Annotated in this window: 12 protein-coding genes; 3 read left to right on the forward strand and 9 right to left on the reverse strand. The window is 33.1% G+C overall.

Annotated elements, in window-relative coordinates; all coding sequences use genetic code 11:
* Positions 1-219 precede the first annotated feature (219 nt).
* The 5 genes from DB895_RS01570 to DB895_RS01590 form a co-directional block, all read right to left on the reverse strand.
* Positions 220-2,865, reverse strand: coding sequence for a DUF7619 domain-containing protein (locus tag DB895_RS01570; protein WP_116723578.1), 2,646 nt, complete (start codon positions 2,863-2,865; stop codon positions 220-222).
* Between the two features lie 283 nt (positions 2,866-3,148).
* Positions 3,149-4,327 carry an AIR synthase related protein gene (locus DB895_RS01575; RefSeq protein ID WP_116723579.1) on the reverse strand — a complete coding sequence of 393 codons (1,179 nt, stop codon included), beginning with the start codon at positions 4,325-4,327 and terminating at the stop codon, positions 3,149-3,151.
* Between the two features lie 101 nt (positions 4,328-4,428).
* On the reverse strand, positions 4,429-5,208 hold the full coding sequence (locus DB895_RS01580) for an OmpA family protein (protein ID WP_116723580.1): 780 nt from the start codon (positions 5,206-5,208) through the stop codon (positions 4,429-4,431).
* Positions 5,209-5,241: 33 nt separating this feature from the next.
* Positions 5,242-6,126, reverse strand: a complete 885-nt coding sequence (locus tag DB895_RS01585) for an OmpA family protein (RefSeq protein ID WP_116723581.1) — start codon at positions 6,124-6,126, stop codon at positions 5,242-5,244.
* 99 nt (positions 6,127-6,225) lie between these two features.
* Positions 6,226-8,415, reverse strand: a complete 2,190-nt coding sequence (locus tag DB895_RS01590) for a glutamine synthetase III family protein (RefSeq protein WP_116723582.1) — start codon at positions 8,413-8,415, stop codon at positions 6,226-6,228.
* A gap of 197 nt (positions 8,416-8,612) precedes the next feature.
* On the opposite strand from DB895_RS01590, the gene DB895_RS01595 reads away from it, so the two are divergent.
* Positions 8,613-9,629, forward strand: a complete 1,017-nt coding sequence (locus tag DB895_RS01595) for a glutamine synthetase beta-grasp domain-containing protein (protein ID WP_116723583.1) — start codon at positions 8,613-8,615, stop codon at positions 9,627-9,629.
* 156 nt (positions 9,630-9,785) lie between these two features.
* Positions 9,786-10,733: a TerC family protein gene (locus DB895_RS01600; RefSeq protein ID WP_116723584.1), complete on the forward strand. Its 948-nt coding sequence runs from the start codon at positions 9,786-9,788 to the stop codon at positions 10,731-10,733.
* A gap of 81 nt (positions 10,734-10,814) precedes the next feature.
* On the opposite strand, the gene DB895_RS01605 is transcribed toward DB895_RS01600, so the two are convergent.
* Positions 10,815-11,342, reverse strand: coding sequence for a hypothetical protein (locus tag DB895_RS01605; RefSeq protein WP_116723585.1), 528 nt, complete (start codon positions 11,340-11,342; stop codon positions 10,815-10,817).
* Between the two features lie 190 nt (positions 11,343-11,532).
* Between DB895_RS01605 and DB895_RS01610 the strand changes: the two genes are divergently transcribed.
* Complete coding sequence (locus DB895_RS01610; RefSeq protein ID WP_243694610.1) at positions 11,533-12,084, forward strand: DUF1543 domain-containing protein; 552 nt, start codon at positions 11,533-11,535, stop codon at positions 12,082-12,084.
* A 79-nt stretch (positions 12,085-12,163) separates the two neighbouring features.
* Here DB895_RS01610 and DB895_RS01615 read toward each other — a convergent pair whose 3' ends face one another.
* The 3 genes from DB895_RS01615 to DB895_RS01625 form a co-directional block, all read right to left on the reverse strand.
* On the reverse strand, positions 12,164-12,901 hold the full coding sequence (locus DB895_RS01615; RefSeq protein ID WP_116723587.1) for a hypothetical protein: 738 nt from the start codon (positions 12,899-12,901) through the stop codon (positions 12,164-12,166).
* Between the two features lie 130 nt (positions 12,902-13,031).
* Positions 13,032-13,658, reverse strand: a complete 627-nt coding sequence (locus tag DB895_RS01620; protein WP_116723588.1) for a response regulator transcription factor — start codon at positions 13,656-13,658, stop codon at positions 13,032-13,034.
* Positions 13,659-13,729: 71 nt separating this feature from the next.
* Positions 13,730-15,505, reverse strand: a complete 1,776-nt coding sequence (locus DB895_RS01625; protein ID WP_116723589.1) for a tetratricopeptide repeat-containing sensor histidine kinase — start codon at positions 15,503-15,505, stop codon at positions 13,730-13,732.
* Positions 15,506-15,662: the final 157 nt, after the last annotated feature.

The following is a 15,662-nucleotide window of genomic DNA, read 5'->3' on the forward strand; positions in this document are numbered from 1 at the left end:
AGGTATTTATTTTTGGGATTTAATTCCTGAAAGTTTGAGATAGAAATTCAATTAAAAGAATACTTGGCAAGAAATAATAACATAAATTACAAAACCATTAAAGAATTTAATAATTATAAAATGTAATTTAACTTATTATTTGCAAATCCACAACCTAGTCTATAAATCAATGCTTTATTTCTTCTTTTTATTAAACAGCGTCATGAAAAAGAAGCTTCTTTACTCTTTCAGAAACATTTTAGTTAGAGTTCCATTATTGGTGGTCATTCTAATAATATAATTTCCTGATAGCAATGAAGAAACATTAATCGCATTTTCATTAACAACCTCGCTTTTTATTAATTCTTGCCCAACTACGGAATAAATAATATAATTTTTAATAGCATCCTTCTCATTTACTTTTAAATGCAAAATATCTTTTGTAGGATTAGGATAAACATAAAATAATTCTGAAGAGTCAAAAGTTGAAATACCAAGCGTTTGAATGGTTGTGCTTGTAATATTAGTTTGAATCCGTTTATTTAAATCCATATAAATTTCAGCAGAATTAGATATTTTATCTCCTGATTTAAGAGTTTGTAAAGTTTTAATTTTATAAGCTAAATATCCCTCAGCCGCAACCGGGAAATTTATATTTTCATAAATAAATTCAACTGTATTCCCTTTTGAAATTTTAGTAACCCCACTTTCTGATGCTTCAGTCCATTCTAAAGTACTTGGATCAAAAGAATTCGTGTCCAGAACGGTTTTTATCACTAAATTTTTAACGCTTGATGTTCCTGTATTTTTATAGTGAATTACATAATGAATGTAATCTCCTATACTTGTCCCGCCAATTGAAGTACCTTCCAAACAAATCAACTTGTTTGTAGTTGCAGTGTTTTCAACGGTATGGTTTATTGTAAATACATTATCTTTAACATTCTGATCTGTTGGAGTTGTTGTAAAACTTGCTTGGTGTGACACAACATCATCTACTTTTACTGGACTTGATGCTGAGGATGTATTTAATTTAAATGTGACTGTATATCTATTGTAGGCAAATGGGGCTAAATTAGAAAAATTCCAATCGATTTCTCCTAAAAATTTTGTTGTACTAGTCGGGTTTGTAGAATAAATACTCGCGACTGCTTTCGTGTTATACAATAATTTCACAGTTCCCGATTGGGTATAATTTCCTTTGTTTTTTAAAATAATTTTATAAGATGCTAAACCTCCCGGAATTGCTGCATTTGTGGGAAACATAACAATTTCCAAATCAGAAAAATTACTCGCCGTAGAAACGCATTGATCTTGATTGAAAGTACTGCTTGTATTAGGAAAAACAACCGAAGTAGTGGCTGGTGTAGCGTTAAAAGAAGTAGTATTTTCGAATTCAGGTGACAAGGTATATGTTCCTGCTGCAACAGGAAAACTAAAACTCCCTGTTTTATTGGCTACATAATCAACTATATTGGCCCCATCGGATAAAGTAAATTTTTGATTGGCAACAATTCCATCACTGGCATCGCATCCGTTTTTATTAGAGTCATATTTCGTCGCTCCTGTGATTGTATAATAGACGCCACCTGGAACTAATGTACAATATGAATTCACTTCACAATTTGAATACTGCAATTGATTTAGAGCAGTTTGAACAACATCCCATTCAAAATTATCCACACATATGTATTTTAAAGTTGGGTTTGAACTAAAGTCTAAAGTTGATTTTAATATTCCATTTTTCAAATTTAATACCGTTAGTTTATTGAAGTCGCAAACAATATTTTGTAAATTTAAAAAACTACTAAAATCTAATTGTGTTAATTTATTACTAGAACAATAAAATGTTTGCAAACTTTTTAGTCCTGTTAAAGTTATTGAGGCTAAATTATTTACATTACAATTTATATATTGTAAATTAGATAGATTTTGAACATTTAAATCTGTTAGTAAATTATTATACACATACAAATGTTCCAATTTTGCTAATTTTGAACAATCAAGCGTTGTTAATTGATTGTTGTTGCAGTCTAATTTTTTAACATTTATTAATCCCGAAACGATTAAGGCGTTTAACTGATTGTTTCCACAGTTGAGTTCTTGTAAAGTTCCTAAACCAGTAAAATACAATTGTTTTAATACATTCTTCTCACAATTTAAAACAGTCAAATCATACAACATGCTTACATCCAATGTATTGATTTTGTTGTCATTACATAAAAGTGTGATTAATTTTGATAATTGGGTTAAATTTAAACTGGTTAATTGGTTAGACGAACAATTAAAGACTTGAAGATTAGGAATGATTCCTCCTATATAACAATTGCTGATTTGATTGCTACTGCAATCAAGATTTATTAAACTGTTCAAGCCTGATAAAGAAAGTGATACTATTTTATTATTGTCTACTGAAATATCTGTTAGTAAAGAATTATAATCAAAAGTAATTGTATCAATTAAGTTGTATTCACAATTTAATTTTTTCAACAATACCGCTGTTTTCAATTCCAACTTTGTTAATTGATTATGAGTACAATTCAATTCTATTAATTTTGTTAATGAAGAAATATCTAGGGCATTCAATTGATTGTAATTAACATTCAAATTCGTAAGATTAGTAAAATATTCCATGCCTATAGTAGAAGTTAGGGATAAATCTTGAAGATATAAATAGCTAACGGCTATTGCCTCATTTACTTCTATCTCTCCATTATGATTCGCATCAATAGTAAAGAAATTGGAAGATAAATTTTTAGCGGTTGTGTTGTTTACATTAGCTCCTAAAAGTGCCGCCTTTAAATTAGGATCTGAAAAAGTAATCGTTTGAGAGAATCCGGAAAAAGTAGTTATAATAATTGCAACAAGAATAATTTTTCTTAACATAATTTTATATTTTAGGTTACAAACTTAAAATAAAAAATTAACTATACAACTTTTAGATATATAAGTGATTACTGTTTTTTAGTAAATGATGTAAAATGACACATAAGTGATTTGTTCTTTTTTTAAAAGAAAAAAAAATGCCTCAATTACTTGAAACATTTTTGGAATATATTAAAAATAAAACTAATTTAAAAAAAAATTTTTGACAAGAAAATTAATTATTTCCAAATGATTCCTATTTTCTGTAAGTATCCCATGATATAAATATACCTATCAGCATGAATCAATATTCAAAAATACCGTATTCGCTGCTTATAGTCAATCTTTTTGAAGGAGAAGACTCTACTCGACCTACAATTTGTGCATCAACGCCAAAGGATTTTGAAATGTCGATAATATCATTTGCAACACTTACAGGGACATACAATTCCATCCGATGACCGCAGTTAAAAACTTGGTACATTTCTTTCCAGTCTGTTTGGGATTGCTCTTGAATCAATTGAAACAAAGGTGGAACCGGGAATAAATTGTCTTTAATTATATGGAGGTTTTCTACAAAATGCAAAATTTTAGTTTGCGCACCGCCACTGCAATGCACCATGCCATGTATTTCTTTTGAAGTAAAATTGGATAAAATAGTTTTAATAATAGGTGCATAAGTTCTCGTAGGTGAAAGCACTAATTTACCAGCGTCTATTGGGGAATTTTCCACCTCATCAGTCAGTTTTACTTTGCCAGAATACACCAATTCGCTCGGGACTTGCGCATCGAAACTCTCAGGATACTTTTGGGCGAGATAATTGTCAAAAACGTCATGTCTTGCCGACGTTAGTCCGTTGCTCCCCATACCTCCGTTATAGGCATTTTCATATTTGGCCTGACCAAAAGAAGCCAACCCTACAATCACGTCACCCGCATGAATATTAGCATTGTCAATGACTTCACTACGTTTCATTCTGGCCGTGACGGTAGAATCAACGATGATGGTACGAACAATGTCTCCTACATCGGCGGTTTCCCCTCCTGTGGAATGAATAGTCACTCCAAAGGTTTTCAGTTCGGCAATGAGTTCTTCGGTTCCGTTAATAATGGCAGAAATCACTTCGGCGGGAATCAGGTTTTTATTTCTCCCAATGGTGGAGGATAACATAATGTTATCTGTGGCGCCAACGCACAACAAATCGTCGATATTCATGATTAACGCGTCTTGGGCAATACCTTTCCAAACAGAAATGTCGCCTGTTTCTTTCCAATACATATAGGCTAAGGACGATTTTGTTCCCGCCCCATCGGCATGCATAATGAGACAATAGCCCTCGTCTTGGGTCAAATAATCGGGGACAATTTTACAAAAAGCGTGGGGAAATAAACCTTTATCGATGTTTTTTATTGCGTTATGAACATCTTCTTTAGAAGCCGAAACACCACGAAGGGCATATCGTTTTGAAGTATCTGAACTCATTTGTTGTAGTTAGTTGTGCCTGTCTGCCGACAGGTAGATTGTTGTGAGCAAAGATAGAGAAAGATTACAAATTGCAGATTGTAGATTGCAGATATTTGATATTAGTTTTCTAAAATCAAAATTTCAACACGACGGTTTTCATTTGCTTCCTGCTCTGTTTTTTCTGGGATGGGATGAATCGGTTTTGTAATCCCAAATCCTTTATAGGAAAGTCTTTTCCGATTTATTTTATTTTGAAGCAAAAAAATGTAAACAGCTCTAGCCCTTAACGTGGAAATATCCTCAAAATCGCCAACCAATTGACAACAAATATGCCCTTGAATTTGGATTTTAAGATTTGGGTTATCTTCCATAGCACACAATAATTCATATAATGTTGCTTTAGATTCGGGAACAATCCTTGGAGAACGATTTTTAAAATAAATGTTTTTAAGAATGATAACATCGCCCACTTTTGCAGTTTTCACTCTTTCGTCTAAAGTTTTTCCCTCCTCGGGTACCAAATTAATTATTTTCTTTTTTTGAAAAAAAACGATGACCTTTCTATTTTCAGACTGCACCTTGGACTGTTTAAAATCCTCCCCAAATCCCCGTACTTCATAATTCTCCAGTACGTTAATTTTATTATTTATCAAAAAATCATACACCACGCCCACCCTTTTTAAAGACAGGGTGTCATTATAAGGATTAGTGCCTTTCCAGTCGCAAAAGCCATAAATTTTAGAAACCTCAATATCTTTATTCTCGGAAATCCAAGACTCTAACTTTTGCTTTGCAACCGCATTAATTTCCGATTTATTAAAATCAAAAAAAACTTCCAATTGCTCTTGGGCGAAAAGGGAAGCGGAATAAAAAAACAAAAAAAACAGCAAATATTTCATTCTTATTACATTGATTCAAAAAGTTGGCATTTGTTAATTGGCAACAATCATAATTTCTACTCTTCTGTTTGCGGAACGCTGTGCCTCATCTTTTTCAGGCAATGGAAAAATGGGATGAGTACTTCCAAACCCTTTAAAGGTCAGCCTATTTTCATTGATGCCATTTGCAACTAAAAAATTATTAATGGCTTTCGCCCTTTGCGTTGACAAATCGAGTCGGTCGTTTGGCATACAACACAAATGGCCTTGGATTTCAATTTTTAGATTGGGATTGTTTTTCAAAACCAGCAGTAATTCATACATTTTTCCTTTTGAAGCAGAAGCCACAATATAGGTATTAATTTGAAAAATCAGGTTTTCGAGTTTTAATTTTTCTCCCACTTGCGCTTCATCCACTTTTTGCATAAAAGCCACATCAAGCTGGTATGCAGACTGGGTTCCGTTGGGGTTATCAAAGACTAATTTTTCAGGATATTTTATCCTTACTTTGGGCAATATTAACGGCTCTTCTTTGATGCCTAAAATTTCATTTTCCCGATTCAAATCTTTGGATTCAATATAAAATAAGGTTACTTTTCGGTTTTCAGCTTTAATTTTTGACAAAGTATGCAATTTACCGAAACTTCTTGTTTTAAAATCTTCTCTGATTTTTACTTTATTTTTAATATAATCATAAACAAAGTCAATCCTGCTTTTAGCCAATGAATCATTAAAGCCGTTTGTTCCGTCTTCATCGCAAAACCCATCAATGCCAACTATTTTAACCAAGGAATTAGAAGAAACCCATTGATTTAGATTGTCTTTCTCCTTTGAATTCAACTCATGTTTATTGCTATCAAAATAAACCGAAAACTGTTCCTGTGCAAAGACAATAGTGGTGGAAATGATGCAAAATAGCAGACCGAAAATAGATTTCATTTTGTGTTTATTGAATATCGAAAGTTACGGAAAATATATTACAAAAAAAACCTGATCTGTTTTGCAACAAATCAGGTTTAAATTTAATCACATGAAAGATTATTTTGTAAACAATAACTCTCTATATTTAGTCAAAGTCCAAGTTTCGTCATCCACCAACAACTCTAATTTATCACAGTGGTTTCTGATGATTTCAAAATAAGGTTTTACATTATTACAATACGCTTCTGCCATTTTATGGGCATCGGTCAAATTGTTTGCTTTCTTTCTTTCGTTAGTCATTGCTTCTACTTTAGAATTGATACCTTCAATATGTCCGGAAATTTCTCTAATAAGGATAATTTGCTCTTTTCCGATTTTTTCAAATTCGGACCCAAAAATTTCTTTCAACCCTTTTACATTTTCAATCAAGGTGTTTTGGTAACGAATAGCGGTTGGAATGACATGATTTTGAGAAAGATCCCCTAAAACTCTACCTTCAATTTGTATTTTCTTAGTATATTCTTCCAATTCGATTTCGTAACGGGCTTCCACTTCAATATGGTTCATGATACCCATTTCAGAAAACAAATCCAAAGCTTGTTTAGAAGCTCTCGCTTTCAATGCTTCGGGAGTTGTTTTAAAATTGCTTAGACCTCTTTTCCCTGCTTCGATTTCCCATGCTTCGCTATACCCGTCGCCTTCAAAAAGGATTTTTTTAGATAATTTGATATATTCTCTTAAAACATTAAAAATAGCTTCATCTTTTTTCAACCCTTTAGAGTCAATCAAAGCATCTACTTCAATTTTAAAATCTTTTAATTGTTTCGCTACAATAGTATTTAAGGTTGTCATTGCATTGGAACAGTTTGCTGAAGAACCTACGGCTCTAAACTCAAATTTATTACCCGTAAATGCAAATGGCGAAGTTCTATTTCTATCAGTATTATCTAAAAGAACGTCGGGAATTTTACCCACAACATTTAATTTTAAATCTGTTTTTTCTTCTGGGGACAATTTCCCGTGAGTTACACCTTCCAATTCAGCCAAAACTTTTGTCAATTGTTCACCTATAAATACTGAGATAATTGCTGGTGGTGCTTCATTGGCCCCTAACCTATGGTCATTACTAGCCGTTGCAATTGCTCCTCTTAACAGGGCTTCATAATCATTAACCGCTTTGATGGTATTGATAAAAAAAGTTAAAAACTGCAAATTGCTCATTGGTGTTTTACTTGGGCTCAATAAATTAACCCCTGTATCAGTTGCTAAAGACCAATTATTATGTTTCCCTGAACCGTTTACCCCTTTAAAAGGTTTTTCGTGCAACAAGACTTTCAAATCATGACGTTCCGCCACTTTTTGCATTACATCCATCAACAAGCAGTTGTGATCTACCGCTAAATTTGTTTCTTCAAAAATAGGGGCTAATTCAAATTGATTTGGTGCCACTTCATTGTGACGTGTTTTTACCGGAATTCCCAACAACATACATTCTTGTTCCAAATCCCTCATGTATGTTAATGCACGGGTTGGAATAGAGCCAAAATAATGGTCATCTAATTGTTGTCCTTTTGCAGAAGTATGTCCTAACAATGTTCTTCCGGTCATCATTAAATCGGGACGAGAATTAGCCAATGATTTATCGATTAAGAAATATTCTTGTTCCCACCCTAAAGTTGCAGTAACCTTTTTTACGCTTTTGTCAAAATATTTACATACTTCGGTTGCAGCTTCATCCATTGCAGACAAAGCTCTCAATAAAGGAATTTTATTGTCTAATGCTTCTCCTGTGTAGGAGATAAATACGGTCGGAATACATAATGTCGTTCCATATATAAATGCCGGAGATGTAGGATCCCAAGCGGTATAACCTCTTGCTTCAAATGTGTTTCTGATTCCTCCATTCGGAAAACTGGAAGCATCTGGTTCTTGTTGCACCAATTGCCCGCCTCCAAATTTTTCTACTGGATCGCTACCGTCGTAAGAGGTTTCAAAAAACGCATCGTGTTTTTCGGCAGTTGCTCCAGTAAGTGGTTGAAACCAGTGCGTATAATGTGTAACGCCTTTAGCCAAAGCCCACTCTTTCATACCCATCGCAATGTAATCCGCTAATTTTCTGTCTATTTTAGTTCCATGTTGAACAGCACCTTGCACACCTTTAAAAGCATCCGGAGTCAAATATTGTCTCATTGCTTTGTCATTAAATACATTTGAACCAAAAAGAATTGATTTTTTGTCGGCCTCCTCAAATTGAACTAATTTTCTAGTTGAAGCTTCTTTTAAAGCTTGAAATCGTAATGTTGACATAATGTAGTAGTTTTTTACCAAAGGTAATTATTATTTTTAACATAAAAAATATAACAGATTCAAAATTTAACCCCCACAAAAATAGGGTATTCATAAAAGTGAGGACAATAAACACATATTTAACCCTAATCATTTACGCATATGTGCTTTTATTTTATATTTGCATAAAATATAACAACAAATTAATTAATATTATCATGGCTAAAATAAAATTAGAGTACATTTGGTTAGATGGATACGAACCAACTCAAAATCTTAGAAGTAAAACTAAAGTTGAAGAGCACGAAAACTTCAAAGGAACTTTAGAAGAAATCGGAAACTGGTCTTTTGATGGTTCATCTACGAAGCAAGCTGAAGGAGGCTCATCTGATTGTTTATTAATCCCTGTTGCTATTTATCCAGATCCAACCCGCATCAACGGATACTTGGTGATGACCGAAGTTATGTATGCAGATGGTACTCCACACTCTTCTAACGGTAGAGCTACTATTGATGACGATGGGGATTTCTGGTTCGGTTTCGAACAAGAGTATTTCATTATGGATACAAAAACATTATTACCTCTAGGATTTCCAATAGGAGGCTACCCAGCTCCACAAGGGATGTACTACTGTTCAGTAGGTGGTAAAAACACTCACGGAAGACAACTAGTAGAAGAGCATGCCGATTTATGTATCGCTGCCGGAATTAACTTTGAAGGTATCAATCAAGAAGTTGCTTGTGGCCAATGGGAATTTCAATTATTTGCCCAAGGTGCTAAAAAAGCAGGTGATGAAATATGGATTGCCCGATATTTATTAGATCGTTTGACTGAAAAATATGGTTATTATATTGAATACCACCCAAAACCATTAGGAGATACCGATTGGAATGGTTCAGGTATGCACGCTAACTTCTCTAATGAAGTTTTAAGAACATGTGGAGATCAAGCAACATACGAAAAAATATGTGAAGCTTTCCGACCAGTTGTAGAAGAACATATTGCTGTTTATGGTGCTTATAACGAGCAACGTTTAACCGGCAAGCATGAAACGGCTTCTATTCATGATTTCTCATACGGAGTTTCTGATAGAGGATGTTCAATCCGTATTCCTTTAATGACTGTTCAAAAAGGATGGAAAGGATGGTTAGAGGACAGAAGACCTGCTTCAAACGGTGATCCTTACAAAATTGCTGCAAGAATTGTTAAAACTGTTAAAACTGCTTTAATCTAAAAATAGCATTATAATTCCGACTCATTAAAAAGTGCCTTCTCAAATGGAGGCACTTTTTTTATGCATTATAATTATTAAAAACATAACTTTATACGAATATAGTCCGAAGTTCAAAGATCAAAAAGTATCTTTGCAACCTACAAAAATAACAACGATATGATGGTCTGGATTTGCTTTTTATTAGGTGTTTTTATATTTCTTGCCTTGGATTTGGGCGTATTCAACAAGACACCACATGTTATTAGCACAAAAGAGGCCAGCAAATGGACTGCCATTTGGGTTTCTATGTCCTTTGCGTTTTCAGGTGTTATTTATTGGTTGTACAGCACTAGTTATGTTACAAATCCTGATGGATTAAAACCGACTACAGCCATGATTAAATACATCACGGGCTATTTGATTGAATTGTCTTTAAGCGTTGACAATATTTTTGTGATTGCTATCATATTTTCATCGTTCAAAATACCAAAAAAATACCAGCATCGTGTTTTATTTTGGGGGATTTTAGGGGCTATCATTTTTAGGGGATTGATGATTTACTTTGGTGTTCTTTTGATAAACAAATTCAGTTGGACTAACTACCTTTTTGGGGCTTTTTTGATTTTTACGGCTTTAAAAATGCTATTTATCAATGATGGAGAAGAATTCAATCCAAAAAAATCTATTGTATATAGGACATTAGGCAAAATAATCCCAATCTCACATCAAACCGATAAAGAACATTTTTTTATAAAAATAGATTCCAAAACATTTGCCACCACTCTATTTGTAGCGTTAGTTGTAATCGAAGTGATGGATGTGGTATTTGCCGTTGATAGTGTTCCGGCAATATTAGCGATTACATCCGACCCGTTTTTAGTATTCAGCTCTAATATTTTCGCCATTTTAGGCTTGCGTTCCATGTATTTCTTTTTAGCGAATATGTTGGAAAAATTCAGTTATTTGGAATTCAGTTTAATCTCAATCCTGAGTTTCGTTGGATTAAAAATGGTACTGCGGGATTTTATCGAAATACCGGAATGGGTTTCGTTAACGTTTATTGCCTTATCACTAATCGTTGGGATTATAGTTTCATTAAAAATGGATGGAAAAGAAAAAGATTAAAAAATAATGCCTAATAAATTCTAAATAAAAAAGGAGCCGAAAATAAATTAGCCCCCTTTGATTATCGAAATAATGTATTTTTTAGTTCAGTACTTTTACTTGTGTATCATTAATGTTGTATGCTTTTATTACTGCATCATAATCGTTTAAATCTACTTTTCTTGTGCTTTTTCCAGAAAAATAACCCGGTACAATCACAATCCTGAAGGTTTGACTTTGTATGTAAGTAGGAGTTTGGGATAAATCATAAGTACCCCCAGCGTAAATGGTAAAGTCTTCCTTGCTAAAATCATAGTCATAATCCAATTCTCCTTGAGACAGGAATAAGGTTCTGGGAATTAATTGCCAAATTGGTGTTGATGCGTCAATCGTCCCTGAAAGTCTATAAATTAAGATGTTGTCTGACGCATAAATTTGAGGATTTAAAGTCTGGTAAATGTTATATCCTTTATTTGCATCATATCCGAAATTTATATTTTTGAGTTCAAAAACTTCGCTTTCCGCACTATAACCATTTTGTCCGTTTGCACCGGGCATCCCTTGAGGCCCTTCGCAACTTGAGAATACTGTCAATACAACAACCGCTAACAATGCAACTATCTTTTTCATAACTACTAATTTTATTTAATGATTTATAAAAGTATCCCAAAAATCAAACCAAAATATCAATTTAACTGAATTTTAATGAAATTAATATTTATTATGTTTGTATACGAGAAAGGAGCTGAAAAAATTTAATAGCATTACCTATTATACTATAAGAAGAGTAGTGTAAAATGACATTAAAATAACAAAGACAATGAAACTATATATGATATTATTGGGTTGTAGACCCAAAGGTCGCTTTACGGAACAACACGATATTTTTTTTGGTATTGGGAATTCTTTAGCAGAATTAATCCCAGAAATGAAAGCTTCTTGGCCGGAAGCCAAAGGTAAAATCCATGTTGATTCTTGGCGGGAAGTTACTGCCGTTACCAATCATAAAATTGAAATTGTCCCCAGAAATACTGCTCCCGCAAATAGTACGCAACTATTTTTCATAAACCTTGGTGGGTACAAAGAAAATGAATTTGAAGAGTACCATTATAAAATACTCGCAGTTGGAGACACTTTAGCGGAAGCTTCAAAAAAGGCCAAGACCACTTCATTTTACAAACATTTTGGGTTTAAAGGGGCCACTTCTCATATTGATGACAAATATGGCGTTGATGTTGATGAAATCTATAGCGTAAAAGATATTTTGTCTTTAAATCTAAAAGAAAAATATGAGTTGAAAATTTCAAAAAGCGATATTATTCTTGAAGAAGACCTATTGCATATTGGATATTTGAAATTGGAAAAACTGTAAATGACCCTTTGTCAAAAAGTAAAAAGCTGTCCAAAAAAATCTGGACAGCTTTTTTAGCTTTTAAGATATTGATAAACAATTATAATGTACGATGTCCATTTGTTGTAACTGTATTGTTATTTCCATCAAGAAAAGATCCATGCAGTACATCTCCAGCAACGACACCAACGACTGTTCCGTTTTCATCGATAATTTGATTGCTTGTGGAATAAGTCCCTTTTATTTCTCCCGTAACAGAATCAGTACCCTTTTTCACAATTCCACCCCATTTCCCTATTCCCTTAGAAAGTAAGATATTAAAAGTTCCTGATTCTCCCGTTTTAGAATAGGTCCCCTCAAAGGCTTCAATCAAAGATGTTGAAGTCTCTTTATATAAATTGAAAACCGCATTTGGATGTCCTGGAATACTTGAGGATACAATTACAGGAGTAGAACCTCCCAACCCTACTGAGAAAGTCATGGTTATTGGACTTCCATTAAAAGTTCCTGTAAAAGGAGCAACATATGATTGACCGTCAACGATACTTACATTTGATGTTAATGCTACACTAACTCCATCCAAAACCATTGTGGCGGTAATCGTATTGCTACCGTTTTGTATATTAATGGCAATTGTACCGGTAGACCCCACTACGATTCCTTTATAAATCCCCTTTACGCTTACGTCATTAACGGCCAGGGCTTCTGGAGTAGTTTTGCAGGTCAAACAAGTGTAAACTGGATCAGGTGTTTTTTCATCCTTTGAACAAGAAGAAGTAAAAAAAAGGAATCCAGTAAAAAAAACAAGTAAAGCGATTGTTTTGTTAAAAATTTTCATAAAACGTTATTTATTGGTTAGTAATTTTTGTGCTTCTTAGGGCTATTTTTATCAGGTAAATATAATAGTCAAGATTTTACTGACAATAACCAAAAAGTAGTAATTTTATAAAAAGCGGAAAAACTTTATATTATTTAGTGAATGTCTTATTTAAAGCTTCTGTTCTTGAATTTACTTGTAGTTTTTCGTAAATATTTCGAATATGGGTTCTCACTGTCTCCGTACTTAAAAATAATTTATCAGCAATTTCTTTGTATCGTAATCCTTGCGATAACAAATTTAGAATTTCTTTTTCGCGTTCAGAAAGTTTTCGTAATTCACAATTCTCCTTATTTTGAGTATGAAATGAAGTTACAACTTTACGGGCAATATGGCTACTCATGGGAGACCCGCCTTGGTATACTTCTACAATGGCATCTAACATTTTTGACATAGAGGTAGTTTTTGTCAAATAGCCTGTCGCACCAGCCTTGAGGGCCTTAAAAACGAAATCGGTATCTTCAAATGAAGTGCACATGATAAATCGGACACCATTCGCTTTAGACATTAATTCAGCAACACATTCAATTCCGCTCTTGCCTGGAAGATGAATATCCATTAATACTACGTCTAGATCTAAAGACGGAATCGCATGAATGGCTTCTTCTGCTGTTTCAAAAGCATGCAGACAACTAAACCCCTCGCTCCCATTTATAAATGCAACAAATCCTTCCCTAATTTGCCTTTCATCTTCAACAATTCCTACATTTATTCTCATCATTCCAAAATTAATTTATAAAAAATTAGAAATACAACCTAAGTGGTTTTTTGTAAAAAATGGAACTCCTGCTATATTTCTAATATTTTTTGAAGAGAAACCAAAATACGAACCTCTGTACCTTCATCTTTTTTACTAGTAATATTAAACATACCACCTATTTTAACGATGCGACTCTGCATATTCCGCAATCCATTTCCTTTTCCATTTCCCTCATGACCAACACCATTATCCCTGATGGTGATACATAAGTACTCCTCTGTTAGACTAACATCAAAAAACACTTGGGTAGCTTTCGAATGCTTGGAAATATTGTTTAATGCTTCTTTTATTACCATAAATAATTCTCGGTGGCTTTCCTTGCGGATTGCTGTTTGCGGTATATTATCTGGAATCGTATATTTTATATCAATAGAAAAATCTTCTAAATAATCCGTAGAATATTCTCGTATGCGCGCGAGAGAATTCCCTAAAGTTGTATTATCCGGGTTCAAAGCCCATATCAAATCACGCATATTTTCGATCATTTTTTGGGCCGTTTCTTTGACTGCTTCGCTATTGCACCTAATGTCCGGAAAGCATTCCGTTTTTTGGTAGATAATTTCACTTAAAAAATTTATTTTAGACAAACCAGCCCCTAAATCATCATGAATATCTTTTGCTATCCGTAGTCTTTCATACTCTTCTGTTTCCCAAATTATTTTTTCTTTTATAAGCTGATTTTTTAAGTTTTGATTTTTTTTCCAAAAATAAGCAATGATAGTCAAACCCAGTAACAAAAGTAAAAATGCGGTAATCTGATTATTCTTTCTTGAAATTTGTAAATTTTGTTCTGAAATTTTCAAATCTTTTATTTTTCTTTCCTGATACAGTAGTTTTATTTCCTCCTCTTTCAATTTGGTTTCATATTTGATTTGTATCTCAGCAAGCTGACCCGATCGATTCGTGTTTATAAAAGCGTCTTTTTCTTGCTCATAGAGCTTCCTATATTCAATAGCCTTGGCAAACTGATTTAGTTTTTCATAAGCGGTGGATATTCCCGAATTTGACTCGATAATAATTTCTTGTGCATTTATTAATTTTGCATTTTTATACGCTAATTGGCACAATTCAAGTGACTTTAAATAGTTGCCAGTTAAAGCATAAACATTTCCTAGATTATTTTGATTGGCTGCAATCATGAACTTGTCGTCTAAATTTTTAGACAACACTAGTGCCGCTTCATAATTCTTAATTGACTGCGGATAATTCTTAAGAAATTTATATACAATCGCTAAATTATTAAGAACCATCGATATTTTTCCTTTATCGTTTTTTGATTTGTATATTTTAAACGCATTTTTATACATTGTTAATGCCATGGGATAATTAAGTTGCTGTTCATAAACTATTCCCATATTGTTCTGACAATCGGCCATAAGCAATAAATCTTTCATTTGCTTTGCAAGTTCAAAAGAACGAACATAATACTGCATTGCATTCCCAAAATCTCTTTGTTCTTCATATAAAGCTCCAATGTTTTTGTATGTTTTTGCAATATTTAGTTTATCGCTACATTGCTTTGAAATGGACAACGATAGAAAATAATTCTTAAGGGATTGTTCTGATTTTCCAATTCTAGAAAACACATTGCCTAAATTATTATAGGCTTTGCCTAATAATTTGTCATCCCCTGATTTTTTTGAAAGGACAGCACATTTCTGAAATAGCGCAACCGCTTCCTGATAGTTTCCCTTTGAATACGTCACAACACCAGCCTTCATAAGATTTTCAGCCTCGAAACCCGTTTGTGAAAAACAAAATAAACCGTATAATAAAATTAAAATAAGTACGTATTTTTTTATCATTCTCTAAAAATACGATAATATATATTGATTATTAACATTTTTTCAGATCTTGACTAAAATAAATATATTAATTTATCATCTATAAAATACTACATAAGTAGTATTTTATTATTTTAAAAATAGTTCAACTTTGATTATCAATTTTAAATCAAACAAA

The sequence above is a fragment of the Flavobacterium psychrotolerans genome (assembly GCF_003097635.1).
Lineage (GTDB): Bacteria > Bacteroidota > Bacteroidia > Flavobacteriales > Flavobacteriaceae > Flavobacterium > Flavobacterium psychrotolerans.

Excerpts from the sequence above, each read along its gene's own strand:
- DB895_RS01570 (WP_116723578.1), bottom strand. The coding sequence starts at position 2,865 with ATGTTAAGAAAAATTATTCTTGTTGCAATTATTATAACTACTTTTTCC.
- DB895_RS01575 (WP_116723579.1), bottom strand. The coding sequence starts at position 4,327 with ATGAGTTCAGATACTTCAAAACGATATGCCCTTCGTGGTGTTTCGGCT.
- DB895_RS01580 (WP_116723580.1), bottom strand. The coding sequence starts at position 5,208 with ATGAAATATTTGCTGTTTTTTTTGTTTTTTTATTCCGCTTCCCTTTTC.
- DB895_RS01585 (WP_116723581.1), bottom strand. The coding sequence starts at position 6,126 with ATGAAATCTATTTTCGGTCTGCTATTTTGCATCATTTCCACCACTATT.
- DB895_RS01590 (WP_116723582.1), bottom strand. The coding sequence starts at position 8,415 with ATGTCAACATTACGATTTCAAGCTTTAAAAGAAGCTTCAACTAGAAAA.
- DB895_RS01595 (WP_116723583.1), top strand. The coding sequence starts at position 8,613 with ATGGCTAAAATAAAATTAGAGTACATTTGGTTAGATGGATACGAACCA.
- DB895_RS01600 (WP_116723584.1), top strand. The coding sequence starts at position 9,786 with ATGATGGTCTGGATTTGCTTTTTATTAGGTGTTTTTATATTTCTTGCC.
- DB895_RS01605 (WP_116723585.1), bottom strand. The coding sequence starts at position 11,342 with ATGAAAAAGATAGTTGCATTGTTAGCGGTTGTTGTATTGACAGTATTC.
- DB895_RS01610 (WP_243694610.1), top strand. The coding sequence starts at position 11,533 with ATGAAACTATATATGATATTATTGGGTTGTAGACCCAAAGGTCGCTTT.
- DB895_RS01615 (WP_116723587.1), bottom strand. The coding sequence starts at position 12,901 with ATGAAAATTTTTAACAAAACAATCGCTTTACTTGTTTTTTTTACTGGA.
- DB895_RS01620 (WP_116723588.1), bottom strand. The coding sequence starts at position 13,658 with ATGAGAATAAATGTAGGAATTGTTGAAGATGAAAGGCAAATTAGGGAA.
- DB895_RS01625 (WP_116723589.1), bottom strand. The coding sequence starts at position 15,505 with ATGATAAAAAAATACGTACTTATTTTAATTTTATTATACGGTTTATTT.